The following is a 14,185-nucleotide window of genomic DNA, read 5'->3' as shown; positions in this document are numbered from 1 at the left end:
CTCCGCTCGCTTAACCGTCACTCGTTTTTATTTCCAGTGTTCGTGGTCGCTCAATCCAACCATCCGCACCATCGGAAACGATTTCGATGATCAGGACATTGGTCTCATTCGACTCAACAATTCTGCCGTGATTGCGGCCAACATAGTTACCGCGCTTGACCCGGTGCACGCTGTTTTCACTGTCTTTCACCAGAGCCCAGCGCACGCCGTCTATTTCTAACGATCCCACCATACGCAGAGAGTCCAGACTGAACTGCTCGAGGAACTCTTGCTTGCGATTAAAATCGGGCGTCACCGTCGCATTACCCGACAGACGGGCCACCTGCTTTGCCTCGACCGGGCGAATAAAGGGGCTGCGCATACCGGAGGCACTGTAATTGAAAGCTTTATAGGCCTTGAACGGCGGGATCGGCGGAATTTGACCGACAGGCCGCGATTTAACCTCCGCCATGTAGGCATCAATATCTTCGTAGGCCGCGTTGCCTCCGCAGCCCGCCAAGGCCACTGTAACGCCCAAGATAACTCCCAGCTTTTTCATCAGCCCGCCTCCGGATCGCGATAGCGATACGTCTTGGCAGTGATAGACATACTGAGGTCAATCGCGCCTTTTACCCCGCCAATCTTGAAATCGTGAAGCGTAACGATTCGCGGCAGGCTGGCAATACCACTCACAAAGGCAGCCAGATCGTGATAGGGACCCTTCACCTGAATGCTGATGGGCAACTCGATGTAAAACTCTTTTTTGACTTCCGGCTGGAGTTTGATTGACGTGATTTCCAGGCCATTGGACACCCCTTCTTCGGTGATGTCTTCGAGCAGACCGGGAACTTCGGTGTCGGTCGGCAACTGACTCAATAACGCACCAAAGGTCTCTTCCATCTCGATCATTTGTTTGCGGTACGCCGCCAGGTTTGCCGCCTTGAATGCCTTACGCTTGTACTCCTCACGCAAATCCTGCTCTTTGGCGGTGACCTGAGCCAATTCCACCCGCAGCGGCGCAATCAACTGGAAATACCCGCCGATGACGACCGCCAGAAATACAACCAGCCAGAGGATCGCCTTGGCCAGTATCGGCCAGGTACCAATAGACTCGAAATCCAGATTATTGAGATCCAGATCTTTAAGGTCTTTTATTGCATCCTGAAAAGCCAAGGTTATTTCTCCTTACCTTTCTTTTCCTCGTCCGGCGAGGTAATGCTGAAGGAAAGTTCAAACTGGCTGCCCTGCTCACCGTAATCCGGAGCCGCCTTTACGGAAGTCAGGTTCGGATCCTTGAACCACTCGGAGCCGTCGACGCGGCGCATCAGGCTTGATACCCGGTTATTCGATTCCGCCTTGCCCACCACGTGAATCCTGTCCTTGCTGCGGGTCATTGTCTGAAAATACGCGCCATCAGGCATGGTGCGAACAAATTCATCAAAGATACGAACAATGACCGGGCGCTTGCCCTGCAAGCCCTGGATAATTTCCATCCGCTCCAGTAGCTCTGCGCGACGCTTTTCAAGTTCGCGAATTTCTTTCACCTGCCGGTCCAGTTCGGCAATATGCTGCTTCAAATAGCTGTTGCGCCCGTTCTGGTACTCAATCTGACCGGTCACCACCTGGTTCGCTATCAGCACAATAATGCCACCAAGCAGGGCCATACCGCCCAGAATTACCAGGAACTGCCGCTGCAACGCAGCACGTCGTTCTGCACGCCAGGGGAGGAGGTTAATATTTGCCATCAGTCAAAACTCCTCAGCGCCAGCCCGCAGGCAATCATCATTGCCGGTGCGTCACTGTTCAATGCCAGGACATCAACCCCAGGGGCCACTTCCATATTAGCAAAAGGGTTTGCGACGACGGTTGTAGTGCCTATTTCCTCGCCCACTTTCTCAGCCAACCCACTGGTTGAGGCAACACCACCCGCCAACACAACCAGATCAACCATGTTGTACTGGCTTGCCGAGAAAAAGAACTGAAGTGCGCGGGTTATCTGCTGCAACACGGCTTCGCGGTAGGGCTCGAGCACCTCTTCTTCATAGTCGTCGGAAATACCACCTTCTTTTTTGGCCTGCCCGGCCTCCTCATAGGTGATGCCGTAGCGGCGCTGAATCTCTTCCGTCAACTGGCGGCCACCGAATAGCTGCTCACGCGTGTAGATGGTTTCATTGTTAACGATCACGCTAAGGGTGGTTACGGTCGCCCCGATATCGACAATCGCCACCACCGAGTTCTCGTTCAACTCAAACTGCTCGACGATCAGCGAGAAGGCGCGTTCCATGGCAAACGCTTCAATATCAATAACCTTCGCTTCCAGCCCGGCCAGTTCAAGCGACTCTACTCGCGTATCGATATTTTCTTGGCGCGAGGCGGCCAGCAGCACTTCCACCATTTCCTCATTTCGCTCGGACGGGCCGAGCACTTCGAAGTCGAGCGCGACTTCATCCAGGGGATAGGGAATATACTGATCGGCCTCCATGGTGATCTGGGTTTCCAGAACATCCTCTTTGAGGTCGGCCGACATTTCGATCACCTTGGTGATGACCGCTGCACCCGATACCGCTGCCGCCGCATTTTTCTGCTTGGAGCGAGAGCGAGCGTAGGCCAGGCGTAGCGTTTCGGCCACCACCTCGGTATCGGTGATATTTTTTTCGACCACCGCATTTTGAGGTAAGGGAGCCACCGCGAAGCTTTCCACGCGGTAGCGACCGTCATTGCGGCTCAATTCCAGCACTTTGACAGTACTGGAACTAATATCCACACCAATCACCTGGCTGGGTCGCCAGCCGCCGAAAAGTTCCTTTAACACCAGAGTTTTCCTATCTGCATCCGAGACTTAGAACACACTTTTTATAATTAGATTAAATACCACAGAACCCGATTTCGCAAATGGTTATAATTAAATTTGAGTAGACAGCGTCTCAATTCGCTAACATAGGCGCCACTTCGCAAACCCCAAGCCACCATTCCACAGGGACCGAATGTCAAAATTTATTGTTCTACGGCGGGTACTTACACATTTAATTTTGGTGCTGACCGCCGCCGCCGTGGCCGGTTTCGCCGCTATCTTCATTTATTTAACACCAAAATTACCGGATGTTGATTCACTTCGCGACATCCGATTACAGACGCCGCTGCGCATCTACAGCAGCGATAACCTGCTAATCGGTGAATTCGGGGAGATGAAAAGAACACCGCTGGACTTCGAAGATATCCCACCACTATTTATTCAGGCCTTCCTCGCCGCTGAGGACGACCGTTTTTATAAACATCATGGCGTAGATATCGGTGGCTTGCTGCGAGCAGCGTCACAATTGATCATGAGCGGTGAAATCCAGACGGGCGGCAGCACCATCACCATGCAGGTCGCCAAGAACTACTTCCTCACTCAGGAACGAACTTTTTCTAGAAAATTCAATGAGATATTCCTTGCCATCAAGATCGAGCGGGCACTTTCAAAAGAAGAAATCCTCGAGCTTTACTTGAACAAGATATTTCTCGGCAACCACGCTTACGGTATCGAAGCGGCGGCCGGCGTATACTACGACAAGCATGTCGGCGAACTCAGCCTGGCGCAGATGGCCATGATCGCCGGTTTGCCAAAGGCACCCTCCCTGTATAACCCCCTCGCCAATGCATCGCGCGCCAAGTCGCGCCGCGACTGGATTCTCAGCCGCATGCTCGGTCTCGGCTATATCGACCAGCAGGCATACGAAGAGGCGCGCAAAACAGAAGTCAGCGCCAGTTATTACGGCAGCAAACTTCAGGCCGACGCCGCCTACGTCTCAGAGATGATCCGCCGCGAAATGATTCGCCGCTACGGACCCGATGCCTACACCGAGGGCTTCCGCGCCTTCGCCACCATCGATAGCAAGCTCCAGAACGTCGCCAACGAGGCAGTAATCGCCGGTGTCATGGATTACGACAATCGTCATGGCTACCGCGGCCCCGAGGATCACTGGCCGCTGAAAAAGAACCCTCAGGATCTGGAACACTGGCGCAGCGAACTGCGTCGCGTCGGCTCGGTAGGGCGCTGGGAACCCGCCCTGGTACTGAACGTTCAAGAACAGGCTGTTGATATTCTGCTCAGGGATGGCTCACAGACCACGCTGACCTGGGAAGATGGACTATCCTCAGCGCGTCCACGCCTTGATGAAAACAGTCTGGGTAAATCACCCGAGAAAGCCGCCGACATTCTGAAACGCGGCGATCTGATTCGCATTACCGCCGGCAAGGGCCAGACCTGGCAGCTATCACAACTGCCCGACGTTCAGGCATCGTTGGTTTCCATGAATGCGGAAACTGGCGCCATTGTCAGCCTGGTAGGCGGCTACGATTACGGCTACAGCAGTTTTAACCGGGTAACTCAGGCCAATCGGCAGCCAGGCTCCAACTTCAAACCCTTTATCTATGCCGCCGCACTGGAAAACGGCGCCACGCCAGCCACCATTATCAACGACGCACCCATTGTCTTTGACGACCAGCAGCTGGAGAGCACCTGGCGACCGACCAACGACAGTGGCAAATTCTACGGCCCCACCCGTCTGCGCAAAGCGCTTTACAACTCCCGCAACCTGGTGTCTATCCGCCTGTTACGCTCCACCGGCATCGCCAAAACCATCGACTACGTGACACGGTTCGGGTTCAGGAAATCACAATTACCTCGGGACCTGTCGCTGGCCCTCGGCAGCCTCTCTGCTACGCCGCTGGATGTGGTCAATGGCTACGCGGTCTTCGCCAACGGCGGTTATCGCGTCAAGCCCTACGTGCTCGAGCGCATTGAAGACCGAGACGGAAACGTCCTCTACCAGGCCGAACATCCCGTGGTGTGCCAGGACTGCGACGAGCAGACGGTTACGTTCCCGGAAGAGGAGATTTTTGTCGGCGACGAACCCTTCTTTGAAGAAGCCAACAACCTCGAAGCCATTCTCAATGCAAAACCCGAGATCCCGGAAGTTCAACACCCGGCAGCCGAGCGCATTGTTGAGGAACGCGTGGCCTATATAATGGACAGCATTCTCAAGGACGTTATCCGCTATGGCACCGGACGTCGCGCCCGCAAGCTTGGCCGCACCGACCTTGCCGGCAAAACCGGCACCACCAACGGCCCGACCGACGTCTGGTTCTCTGGCTATGGCGCCGGCATCGTTACCACCACCTGGGTCGGCTTTGACGACAACAAAAACCTGGGACGCCGTGAATACGGTGGCGCCACCGCCTTGCCCATCTGGATGAAGTACATGGAAACGGCCCTCAAAGGCGTTCCAGAGCGCCCGGCCAAGCAACCCCCGGGCATCGCGACAGTGCGTATCGACCCCAACAGCGGCAAACTGGCGGCGCCCGGTCAAAGCAACGCAATTTTCGAAATCTTTCGAGTGGAAGAGGTCCCCGAGGCAGACAGCGTGGAAGTACCCGCCATGTCACCCGGGGCCGGCCCTGGCGATAACACGCTGGAAGAGATCTTCTGAATACGGGCAGCGTTCTACAGCAGGCAGCCGACGCCACCTGCTGCTAGAGCGCCTCAAGCGCCTGAGCCAGATTATCCACCGCCACCACCGTCATGCCTTCAAGGGCTTTGCGCGGCCGGTTAGCCGTGGGCACAATGGCGCGCTTGAAGCCGTGCTTTACAGCCTCTTGCAAACGCTCCTGACCACTAGGGACGGGGCGAATTTCACCCGACAATCCCACTTCGCCAAAAACCACCAGATCCTCCGGCAAGGGGCGATCACGGAAACTCGATACAATCGCGAAAAGCAGCGCGAGATCGGCGCTGGTCTCCAGCACTTTTACCCCACCCACCACATTCACAAACACGTCCTGATCGCCTACCTGCAAGCTGCCGTGCCGGTGCAGAACCGCCAACAGCATCGCCAAGCGATTCTGCTCTAAGCCCACCGCTACCCGGCGTGGATGCCCGACAGCACTGGCGTCAACCAGCGCCTGAATTTCCACCAACAGCGGCCGCGTGCCCTCCCAGACCACCATGACTACACTGCCCGATGCCGGCTCGGCCTGCCGGTTAAGAAAAATTGCCGATGGATTTTTCACTTCCTTGAGCCCGAGTTCCGTCATGGCAAACACACCTAGCTCGTTGACGGCGCCAAACCGGTTCTTGTGCCCCCTCAGGGTGCGAAACCGGGTATCGCTGCTGCCTTCGAGCATAATCGAACAGTCAATCATATGCTCCAGCACCTTGGGTCCGGCCAGAGAACCCTCCTTCGTTACATGCCCAACCAGCAACACGATGGTATTGGTCTGCTTGGCAAAACGCGTCAGTGCTGCCGCACATTCTCTAACCTGCGATACGCTGCCCGGCGCGGAGCTGACTCCTTCCATATGCAGCACCTGCACCGAATCCACCACCATGACGGCCGGCTTCTGGCGCGCCGCCTGCGCCAAAATAGACTCCAACTGGGTTTCCGACAGCAATTGTAGCTTGTCCGCTTTCAGCTCGAGCCGTTTGGCGCGCATGGCTACCTGCTGTAGAGATTCCTCGCCGGTGATATAGAGCGCCGGCACCGATTCCGCCAACTTGCACAGCGTCTGCAACAACAGCGTACTTTTGCCGGCGCCAGGATGGCCGCCTATCAATACCGCCGACCCTGGCACCAGACCACCGCCGAGTACACGGTCAAACTCCGACGAGCCACTGTGAATGCGTGGCAAATCGGCTAGATCAATGCTGGCGAGCGTTTGCACCTGCGACGCCTCTGCACCGGCATACCCCACCGATCGCGCCGGGACCTTGCCTGCCGCTGGACCGAGGCGAACCTCAGACAGCGTGTTCCAAGCCCCGCAATCATGACACTGCCCCTGCCAGCGACTGTATTCACTGCCGCAATCATTGCAGACAAAAGCCGACTTCTGTTTCGCCATCGTTTTATTCCCCAATTCCCGGTTGGCCCCTGGCTAGGCCGCACCGTACAATACGCTTTTGATTCCCCGTGTAGTCTGACCTGTGATTGAACGCCCACTGATAGTTTCACCAACACTTGCCGCCACGCTCGGATTGCACGAAGCCATCCTGCTGCAGCTGCTGACCGAGTGGGCCCAGTTACACGGGGGAGAAGACAGCTGGCAGCTTATCGATAAAGACCAACTGCAACAATTACTGCCGTTCTGGCAGGAGCCGGAAATTGACCGTATTTTGCTGCAATTGCAATCCCAGGGTGTCATTACCCTGACCAGCGCGCTCAATAGCAGCGTGCGCAATGTGCGCTTCTCGCTCAACAGTGGCAATGCCGGATCGACGGAAACTTCCTCACCTGTACGCGAGCGCACACGCGCGCAACCACGCTCACCGGCCCCCCGACCGCAGCAGACTGCCCGCGGCACATCGCCCTATAATCGCGACGCTGGTGCCACACCCATCGACAGCAGTTGGCAGCCGGATCGCGAAAGCATCAACTACCTGACTCGCTTCCACGGCGTGGACCCCACCTTTATCGACGCCATACTGCCGGAATTTATCGCCTACTGGCGAGACAAGGGCGATGCGCGCGCATCCTGGAACAGCACTTTCACCCAGAATGTGGTGAAACGCTGGAAGAAACATCAGTACGACAAGACAGAAGAAGCCCAGTTGCTGCCGATCCCCCAAGACTGGCAGCCCAGCGAGGATGCATTGGAAATACTGGAGCGCGCCGACATCGATCGCAGCTTCATCGAAGACGCCGTTCCGGAGTTTGTGCTGTACTGGCGTGAAAATGGCCGCCGCGACCGACAGTGGAACACCCGCTTTATTGAACACGTGCGTCGCCAGTGGGCGCACTACACTAATGCCATAGAACACGATACCGAACCCAAACAGATACCGGCAAACTGGCAACCCGGCGACGCGGTTTTTGATATCCTGCACATGGCCAATATCGATGCCGACTTTGCGCGCAAGCTGTTGCCCGAGTTCCGCCTCTACTGGCAAGATAGCCGGCAACTGCAGCGTTCCTGGAACAGCAAATTTCTGCAGCACGTGAAGTATCAGTGGGCCCAGCGCCACCGAATGGGAGAAAACAATGCAGGACAGCAAAACCCTGACGGAAAGTCTCAATCGGAAGCTGAAAAGCTCTTCCGCAAGCTCACCGATCGCAGCTGGGCCAGCGGGCTCACAGGCAAAACCACAGGCTGAGCCGAGCGTCACCGAAGCCCACATAGACGCGATCAACCAGCTCTTCACCGAGCTCGAACTGGCCTACCACAACCAGTTCCATAAGGCGTTTCCGGGCGACAAAGCCAATGTGGCAAAGCAACTGTGGCTGCACAGCCTGCTGGATTTAAGCCCCGAAGAAATCATTCGCGGCTGCCGACGCAGCATCCGCGAGTCTGCCTATCTACCAACGCTGCACACCATACGCGAGCTGAGCAAGCCCTCACTCACCGAGTTTGGCTTGCCGGATCCTCACAGCGCCTACCTGGAAGCCTGCCGCGCGACTTCGCCCAAAGCCGATTACAACTGGAGCCATATTGCGGTGTACCATGCCGGTCGCGCCGCCGACTGGTATTTTCTGGCCAACAATGCCGAGCGCACCGCCTTCCCGGTATTTAAAGACCACTACCTGCGTATCTGCCAGCAAGTGCTGGACGGTGAAGAGCTTGCCTTGCCCAGCACCCCCGCGCTGCCGCAAGAGCACAACACTCCGCTGTCACTCGAAGAGCGCCGCGAAAAATTGCGGGAATTGCGCAAAGAACTCGGCCTGTGACGGCAGACGTTATACATAGCGCCGCCGCGAGGCTACAATAGCGCCCCTTACTCTGTTCAGGGCGCCCCATGGCAGACGACAACAAAACCCACTTTGGTTTTAACACCGTAGATCGCAACGAAAAAGCAGGCATGGTGGCCGGCGTTTTTCACTCGGTTGCCTCTCGCTACGACCTAATGAACGACCTGATGTCTGGCGGCATCCACCGCATGTGGAAACGCTTTACCATCGAGCTGTCCGGCGTCCGCCGAGGACAGCGGGTACTCGACATTGCTGGCGGCACTGGCGATCTGGCGGCAAAATTCAGTAAGTTGGTCGGCCCCACCGGGCAGGTAGTACTCGCCGACATCAACAGTTCCATGCTGGAAGTCGGCCGCGAAAAGCTGACTGACAAGGGCATCGTCGCCAATATCGATTACGTGCAGGCCAATGCCGAATGCCTGCCCTTTCCAGACGATTACTTTGACTGCCTGACCATCGCATTTGGGCTGCGCAATGTGACCGACAAAGACGCCGCGTTGCGCTCCATGCACCGGGTACTCAAGCCCGGCGGCCGCTGTTTGGTGTTGGAGTTTTCAAAACCCCAGAGTGATCTGCTCAGCAAAGTTTACGACCAATACTCTTTCAATATTCTGCCACGTATGGGCCAGCTAGTCGCCGGAGACAGCGAAAGCTATCGCTACCTGGCTGAAAGCATTCGCATGCACCCGGATCAGGAAACCCTGAAAGACATGATGGAAGACGCCGGCTTTGCGAACACCAGCTACTACAACATGACTGGCGGCATCGTCGCCGTGCACCGAGGCATCAAGGCATGAAACTGCCAGCACCAGCGCTCGCCGCGCTGGAATCGCTGATCAATCGCGCGCTGGAGCTCGACCCGGTGACCCGAGAGCGGCTCGACGCACTCCAGGGCCAGCGCTTCACCCTGCACTGCACGCAACCTGCCTTTTCCCTGACGCTGGTGATAGACAGCCACATTCTGCTGCTGAGCGACTGTGAAGAGACGTCGACCACGACCCTCACCGGCAGCTGGGATGAATTCACCAAAATAGCGCTCGCCAGCGACCCCGGCGCGGCCCTGATCAACGGCAACGTACGAGTCGAAGGAGATACTTCGAGGGTGCTGGAACTGCGCGAAATACTCTCCGCGCTGGATCTCGACTGGGAAGCACCTCTGGCGCGGCTGATTGGCGACGTTGCGGCCCACCAGATCGGACGCGGTGTGCGTCAGGGCGGACGCTGGGCCTTGGGTGCTCTGGCAGCTTTTCGGCGCCAGGCCACCGAATTTATTCGCGAAGAGAGTCAGTGGGTGCCCCACCCGATCCAGGTGGAAGATTTCTACCGCGACGTTGAAGACCTTTCACTTCGCACAGAGAAACTAGAAGCCCGCCTCAAACTGCTGCAACAACGCCTGCAACCCCACGACCCCGAGTAATCGCCTTGTTTGGAATTCGCCGCCTGCTCACCATTTTGCTGATCATCATCCGCTTCCGGCTTGATCAGCTGATTGACGTCACCCGCTTACCGAGCTGGCTCTGCATCCTGCTGCGCTTCGGCCCCTGGCGTCTGGTGCCCGCGCCGCAACACAATCGCGGTGCACGCCTACGCCTGGCACTGGAAGCCCTGGGGCCGGTCTTCATTAAATTCGGACAACAACTCTCCACCCGGCGCGACCTGCTGCCAGACGATGTGGCCGATGAGCTGGCCAAACTGCAAGATCAGGTACCCCCGTTTTCCAACGAGCAGGCACGTACTCTCATTGAATCTGCCTTGGGCAAACCGGTAGAAGAACTGTTCGGTCATTTTGAAACCCAGCCGCTGGCCTCCGCTTCAGTCGCCCAGGTCCATGCGGCCACGCTAAACAACGGCCAGCAGGTGGTTGTCAAAGTCATCCGGCCAGATATTCAGCGCACCATAGAAAAAGATATACGCTTGCTCTACAGCATTGCGCGATTGGTACAACACTACCTACCAGACGGACGCCGCCTACGCCCAGTTGAGGTGGTCGAGGACTACGAACTCACCATTCTCGACGAGCTGGATCTACAGCGCGAAGGAGCTAACACCTCACAATTGCGGCGAAACTTTGCCGACTCCGACCTGCTCTATGTCCCGGAGGTCTACTGGGACTACACCCGCCGCAATGTACTTGTCATGGAACGCATTGAAGGCATACCCGTTACCGACGTCGCTGCGCTCAATGCCCAAAACACCGACATGAAACGTCTTGCCGAACGCGGTGTGGAAATCTTTTTCACGCAAGTATTTCGCGACAGTTTTTTTCACGCAGACATGCATCCCGGCAATATTTTTGTGTCTCGCAAGCACCCTGAACGCCCGCAGTATATCGCCATCGACTGCGCCATCATCGGCAGCCTCAGCGATTCAGACCAGTACTATCTGGCGCGCAACCTGCTGGCGATCTTCCAGCGCAATTACCGGGAAGTGGCCGAACTGCATATCGAGTGTGGCTGGGTGCCTCCGCACACGCGCGTGCGCGAATTTGAATCAGCGATTCGCAGCGTTTGCGAGCCAGTGTTCGAAAAACCACTGGCAGAAATCTCTTTCGGCCAACTGCTAGTGTATTTGTTTTCCACCGCTCGCCGTTTTGAGATGGAAGTGCAACCCTCACTAGTACTGCTGCAAAAGACCCTGCTCAACATAGAAGGACTTGGACGCCAGCTCTACCCCGAACTCAACCTGTGGGACACTGCCAAGCCCTTTCTGGAGCACTGGCTGCGCGACCGCTATTCACCCCAGAGCATGTTTAAACGGGTAAGCCACCGCTTGCCCGGCTGGCTAGAGCAGCTCCCCAACCTGCCAGAACAATTACTGGAAGGGCCTCGGCGCCCTATCGAAATGCCGGTGCCAAACACCGACATTGAGCACCTTGAACGTCAACTGCAACAGGAAAAACGCAGTTACCGATGGCGCGTGCTGGGTATCGTGCTTATCGGCGCCAGCCTGATGCAGGCTGAACTTGCCCATTGGTCACCACATACACTCGCACTTGGTGCACTCGGCCTGCTGGTTCTCGCGCTCAAATAGTGTCAACCACGCACCAAGGCATGCCATAATGCACAGATTAAACAGGTGAATCATGACAGAATCACAAACGGAAACTTGGCTCGACGCAGTGGCTTTTAACACTGACGGACTGGTGCCGGCGATTGCCCAGGACAAAGCAACTGGACGCGTTTTGATGATGGCCTGGATGAACCGCGACTCGCTGGCGCTCACGCGCCAAACCGGCAAGGCCGTGTACTGGTCGCGCTCGCGCGGCAAACTCTGGAAAAAAGGTGAGTCCTCTGGCCATGAACAGCTGGTAGATCACATCCAGCTCGACTGCGATGGCGACACGGTGGTGCTGAGCGTTACCCAACAGGGTGGCATTGCCTGCCATACAGGCCGCGAAAGCTGTTTCTTTCGCACTTTGGACGACAACGGCCACTGGCAGCCAACTGAGCCGGTATTAAAAGACCCCGACAGTATTTATCAGACATCATGAACGACCGCATCCTTGAGCAATTACACGCTGTACTCGATGCCCGCAAGCAGGCCGCGGACCCCGATGCGTCCTACGTGGCAAGCCTGCATGCCAAGGGACTGAACAAAATCCTGGAAAAAGTGGGCGAAGAGGCCACCGAGACCATCTTGGCTGCCAAGGATGCAACAGACGACGCCGGTCGCGCTGATCTCGTAGGTGAAACAGCAGACCTCTGGTTTCACAGCCTGGTTATGCTGTCCCACCTGAATTTGAGTTACCGCGACGTATTGACGGAGCTGGAAAAACGCTTCGATCTTTCCGGTCACGCAGAAAAAGCTTCACGGCAGTAAGCCGCTTTCGAATGGTAGTGAGGGAAATAACATGGGTTTTGGTATAAAAGAACTGGTTGTCATTCTAGTGATAGTGCTGCTGTTGTTCGGCACCAAGAAACTCAAAGGTATTGGCACCGATCTAGGTAGCGCCATCAAGGGTTTCAAGAACAGCATGGCTGACGAAGACAGCAAGGCTAACAGCGACAAGCCCGAGGGCGAGGCCGAGAAAGTCGAATCCGACCCCCAGAATCCGCAAAGCGCTGCGACCAACGCCGAACACAAGGATAAATCAGCCTAAGCTGGCCCTGCGATGTTCGATATCGGTTTTGCCGAACTGGTACTGATTTTTATCGTGGGCTTGCTGGTGCTCGGCCCAGAGCGCCTGCCCGGTGCCATCCGCACAGTATCCCTCTGGCTCGGCCGCTTGCGCCGCAGCTTTACTGCGCTCAAAAATGAAATAGAGCGCGAGGTGGGCGCCGAAGAAATCAAGCGGCAGCTGCACAACGAAGCCATCATGGCCAACCTGAAAGACACCGAAGATTCACTGAAAGACAGCTTTAATCAGGTGGAGAGCGAATTTCGCGAATCGGAAAAAAAACTGAAATCGCTCGAGTACGACATTAGCGATGTGGTAAAACCTGAGCCGTCAGCCGCCGACGACAACCGGTCGCCCACCCAAAACACCACACCACAAAACGACACCAAATCCTCATGAGCACCGGCGCCGAAAACGATACCGGCCAACCGCTGGTACAGCACCTGACCGAATTGCGCGACCGCCTACTGCGCAGCATTCTAGTGATTCTGATCTTTGCCGTACCGCTAATGGCGTTCGCCAACGATATTTACACCTTTGTAGCAGAGCCACTGACGCGCTACCTGCCTGAGGGCAGCAGCATGATCGCCACCGAAGTTGCGTCCACCTTCCTGGCACCCTTTAAGCTGGTGATGGTGGCCAGCATATGCCTCGCCATGCCCTTTATGCTTCAGCAGATCTGGGGGTTTGTAGCCCCCGGCATGTACAAACACGAAAAACGTGTGGCCCTGCCTCTACTGGTTTCCAGCATTGTGCTGTTTTATGCAGGATTGGCATTCGCCTACTACGCCGTGTTTCCGCTGGTGTTTGGTTTTTTCAGCAGTGTCGCGCCAGTCGGTGTCGCCTACACGCCTGACATTAGTCGCTTTCTCGATACCGCGCTGAAACTATTTATGGCATTTGGGGTGGCATTTGAAATTCCAATAGCAACCGTACTGCTGATCTGGAGCGGCGCTGTAGAAAGGGACTCACTACGGGAAAAGCGCCCTTACGTGATAGTCGGCTGCTTTGTCGTCGCCATGCTGCTGACACCACCCGATATTTTTTCGCAGTGCCTGCTGGCCGTGCCGATGTGGCTGCTGTTTGAAGCGGGTATCTTTTTCAGCCGCTTTCTCGGCACCCGGGAAACCGAAGACGGTCAGTAATCGTCTTCGTAGCCGGTAAAGGCAAGGTTATCGAAGCGAGTGTACTTACCGATAAAGGCAAGCCGCGCGGTGCCGATGGGACCGTTACGCTGCTTGCCAATAATGATTTCCGCTACACCTTTCTGATCAGTCTCTTCGTTGTAAACTTCATCGCGATAGATAAACATGATCACGTCAGCGTCCTGCTCGATCGCACCGGATTCCCGTAGATCCGAGTTTACCGG

Annotated in this window: 17 protein-coding genes; 11 read left to right on the top strand and 6 right to left on the bottom strand. The window is 56.2% G+C overall.

Annotated elements, in window-relative coordinates; genetic code table 11:
• Nucleotides 1-10: 10 nt before the first annotated feature.
• From AC222A_RS05735 to AC222A_RS05720, 4 genes are read right to left on the bottom strand one after another with little or no spacing between them, the layout of a single operon-like run.
• Nucleotides 11-538, bottom strand: coding sequence for a pilus assembly protein PilP (locus tag AC222A_RS05735; RefSeq protein WP_372747624.1), 528 nt, complete (start codon nucleotides 536-538; stop codon nucleotides 11-13).
• Nucleotides 538-1,152 (bottom strand): type IV pilus inner membrane component PilO, encoded by a 615-nt coding sequence (locus tag AC222A_RS05730; protein WP_372747626.1) that lies wholly within the window; start codon nucleotides 1,150-1,152, stop codon nucleotides 538-540. Before AC222A_RS05730 ends, AC222A_RS05735 begins: the two co-directional genes overlap by 1 nt.
• 2 nt (nucleotides 1,153-1,154) lie before the next feature.
• A complete protein-coding gene (locus tag AC222A_RS05725) occupies nucleotides 1,155-1,724 on the bottom strand; it encodes a PilN domain-containing protein (RefSeq protein ID WP_372747627.1) in 570 nt (189 codons plus the stop codon).
• Nucleotides 1,724-2,791, bottom strand: a complete 1,068-nt coding sequence (locus tag AC222A_RS05720; protein ID WP_372747628.1) for a pilus assembly protein PilM — start codon at nucleotides 2,789-2,791, stop codon at nucleotides 1,724-1,726. The genes AC222A_RS05725 and AC222A_RS05720 overlap by 1 nt, the downstream gene beginning before the upstream one ends.
• Before the next feature lie 172 nt (nucleotides 2,792-2,963).
• On the opposite strand from AC222A_RS05720, the gene AC222A_RS05715 reads away from it, so the two are divergent.
• Complete coding sequence (locus AC222A_RS05715; protein ID WP_372781495.1) at nucleotides 2,964-5,450, top strand: penicillin-binding protein 1A; 2,487 nt, start codon at nucleotides 2,964-2,966, stop codon at nucleotides 5,448-5,450.
• Nucleotides 5,451-5,493: 43 nt separating this feature from the next.
• Here AC222A_RS05715 and radA read toward each other — a convergent pair whose 3' ends face one another.
• Nucleotides 5,494-6,858, bottom strand: a complete 1,365-nt coding sequence (gene radA / locus AC222A_RS05710; protein ID WP_372796539.1) for a DNA repair protein RadA — start codon at nucleotides 6,856-6,858, stop codon at nucleotides 5,494-5,496.
• Nucleotides 6,859-6,940: 82 nt separating this feature from the next.
• Here radA and AC222A_RS05705 point away from each other — a divergent pair, with 82 nt between their 5' ends.
• The 10 genes from AC222A_RS05705 (at nucleotide 6,941) to tatC (ending at nucleotide 13,961) form a co-directional block, all read left to right on the top strand.
• A complete protein-coding gene (locus AC222A_RS05705) occupies nucleotides 6,941-8,107 on the top strand; it encodes a DnaT-like ssDNA-binding domain-containing protein (RefSeq protein WP_486774728.1) in 1,167 nt (388 codons plus the stop codon).
• Nucleotides 8,108-8,165: 58 nt separating this feature from the next.
• Nucleotides 8,166-8,678, top strand: coding sequence for a replication protein P (locus AC222A_RS05700; RefSeq protein WP_372764473.1), 513 nt, complete (start codon nucleotides 8,166-8,168; stop codon nucleotides 8,676-8,678).
• Nucleotides 8,679-8,746: 68 nt separating this feature from the next.
• Nucleotides 8,747-9,496, top strand: coding sequence for a bifunctional demethylmenaquinone methyltransferase/2-methoxy-6-polyprenyl-1,4-benzoquinol methylase UbiE (gene ubiE, locus AC222A_RS05695; protein WP_372747276.1), 750 nt, complete (start codon nucleotides 8,747-8,749; stop codon nucleotides 9,494-9,496).
• Complete coding sequence (locus AC222A_RS05690; RefSeq protein ID WP_372747277.1) at nucleotides 9,493-10,116, top strand: ubiquinone biosynthesis accessory factor UbiJ; 624 nt, start codon at nucleotides 9,493-9,495, stop codon at nucleotides 10,114-10,116. Before ubiE ends, AC222A_RS05690 begins: the two co-directional genes overlap by 4 nt.
• Entirely contained in the window at nucleotides 10,116-11,729 is a 1,614-nt protein-coding gene (ubiB, locus tag AC222A_RS05685; RefSeq protein ID WP_372747300.1) for a ubiquinone biosynthesis regulatory protein kinase UbiB, read from the top strand. The genes AC222A_RS05690 and ubiB overlap by 1 nt, the downstream gene beginning before the upstream one ends.
• A gap of 52 nt (nucleotides 11,730-11,781) precedes the next feature.
• Nucleotides 11,782-12,189: a phosphoribosyl-AMP cyclohydrolase gene (gene hisI / locus AC222A_RS05680; protein WP_486774727.1), complete on the top strand. Its 408-nt coding sequence runs from the start codon at nucleotides 11,782-11,784 to the stop codon at nucleotides 12,187-12,189.
• On the top strand, nucleotides 12,186-12,518 hold the full coding sequence (locus tag AC222A_RS05675; RefSeq protein ID WP_372747279.1) for a phosphoribosyl-ATP diphosphatase: 333 nt from the start codon (nucleotides 12,186-12,188) through the stop codon (nucleotides 12,516-12,518). The genes hisI and AC222A_RS05675 overlap by 4 nt, the downstream gene beginning before the upstream one ends.
• Nucleotides 12,519-12,549: 31 nt before the next feature.
• Nucleotides 12,550-12,798 (top strand): twin-arginine translocase TatA/TatE family subunit, encoded by a 249-nt coding sequence (gene tatA / locus AC222A_RS05670; RefSeq protein ID WP_372747280.1) that lies wholly within the window; start codon nucleotides 12,550-12,552, stop codon nucleotides 12,796-12,798.
• A gap of 12 nt (nucleotides 12,799-12,810) precedes the next feature.
• Nucleotides 12,811-13,215 carry a Sec-independent protein translocase protein TatB gene (tatB, locus tag AC222A_RS05665; RefSeq protein ID WP_372758322.1) on the top strand — a complete coding sequence of 135 codons (405 nt, stop codon included), beginning with the start codon at nucleotides 12,811-12,813 and terminating at the stop codon, nucleotides 13,213-13,215.
• Nucleotides 13,212-13,961, top strand: a complete 750-nt coding sequence (gene tatC, locus AC222A_RS05660) for a twin-arginine translocase subunit TatC (protein ID WP_372758323.1) — start codon at nucleotides 13,212-13,214, stop codon at nucleotides 13,959-13,961. Before tatB ends, tatC begins: the two co-directional genes overlap by 4 nt.
• On the opposite strand, the gene AC222A_RS05655 is transcribed toward tatC, so the two are convergent.
• A partial coding sequence (locus AC222A_RS05655; protein ID WP_486774726.1) for a DnaB-like helicase C-terminal domain-containing protein occupies nucleotides 13,955-14,185 on the bottom strand: 231 nt, incomplete at its 5' end. The genes tatC and AC222A_RS05655 overlap by 7 nt on opposite strands.

The organism is Litorivivens sp., assembly GCF_057445395.1.
The sequence above is the reverse complement of the archived record's forward strand: the minus strand, read 5'-3'. Positions and strand labels throughout refer to the sequence as shown.

Excerpts from the sequence above, each read along its gene's own strand:
- radA (WP_372796539.1), bottom strand. The coding sequence starts at position 6,858 with ATGGCGAAACAGAAGTCGGCTTTTGTCTGCAATGATTGCGGCAGTGAA.
- tatC (WP_372758323.1), top strand. The coding sequence starts at position 13,212 with ATGAGCACCGGCGCCGAAAACGATACCGGCCAACCGCTGGTACAGCAC.
- tatA (WP_372747280.1), top strand. The coding sequence starts at position 12,550 with ATGGGTTTTGGTATAAAAGAACTGGTTGTCATTCTAGTGATAGTGCTG.
- AC222A_RS05735 (WP_372747624.1), bottom strand. The coding sequence starts at position 538 with ATGAAAAAGCTGGGAGTTATCTTGGGCGTTACAGTGGCCTTGGCGGGC.
- AC222A_RS05715 (WP_372781495.1), top strand. The coding sequence starts at position 2,964 with ATGTCAAAATTTATTGTTCTACGGCGGGTACTTACACATTTAATTTTG.
- hisI (WP_486774727.1), top strand. The coding sequence starts at position 11,782 with ATGACAGAATCACAAACGGAAACTTGGCTCGACGCAGTGGCTTTTAAC.
- AC222A_RS05675 (WP_372747279.1), top strand. The coding sequence starts at position 12,186 with ATGAACGACCGCATCCTTGAGCAATTACACGCTGTACTCGATGCCCGC.
- tatB (WP_372758322.1), top strand. The coding sequence starts at position 12,811 with ATGTTCGATATCGGTTTTGCCGAACTGGTACTGATTTTTATCGTGGGC.
- ubiE (WP_372747276.1), top strand. The coding sequence starts at position 8,747 with ATGGCAGACGACAACAAAACCCACTTTGGTTTTAACACCGTAGATCGC.
- AC222A_RS05690 (WP_372747277.1), top strand. The coding sequence starts at position 9,493 with ATGAAACTGCCAGCACCAGCGCTCGCCGCGCTGGAATCGCTGATCAAT.
- AC222A_RS05725 (WP_372747627.1), bottom strand. The coding sequence starts at position 1,724 with ATGGCAAATATTAACCTCCTCCCCTGGCGTGCAGAACGACGTGCTGCG.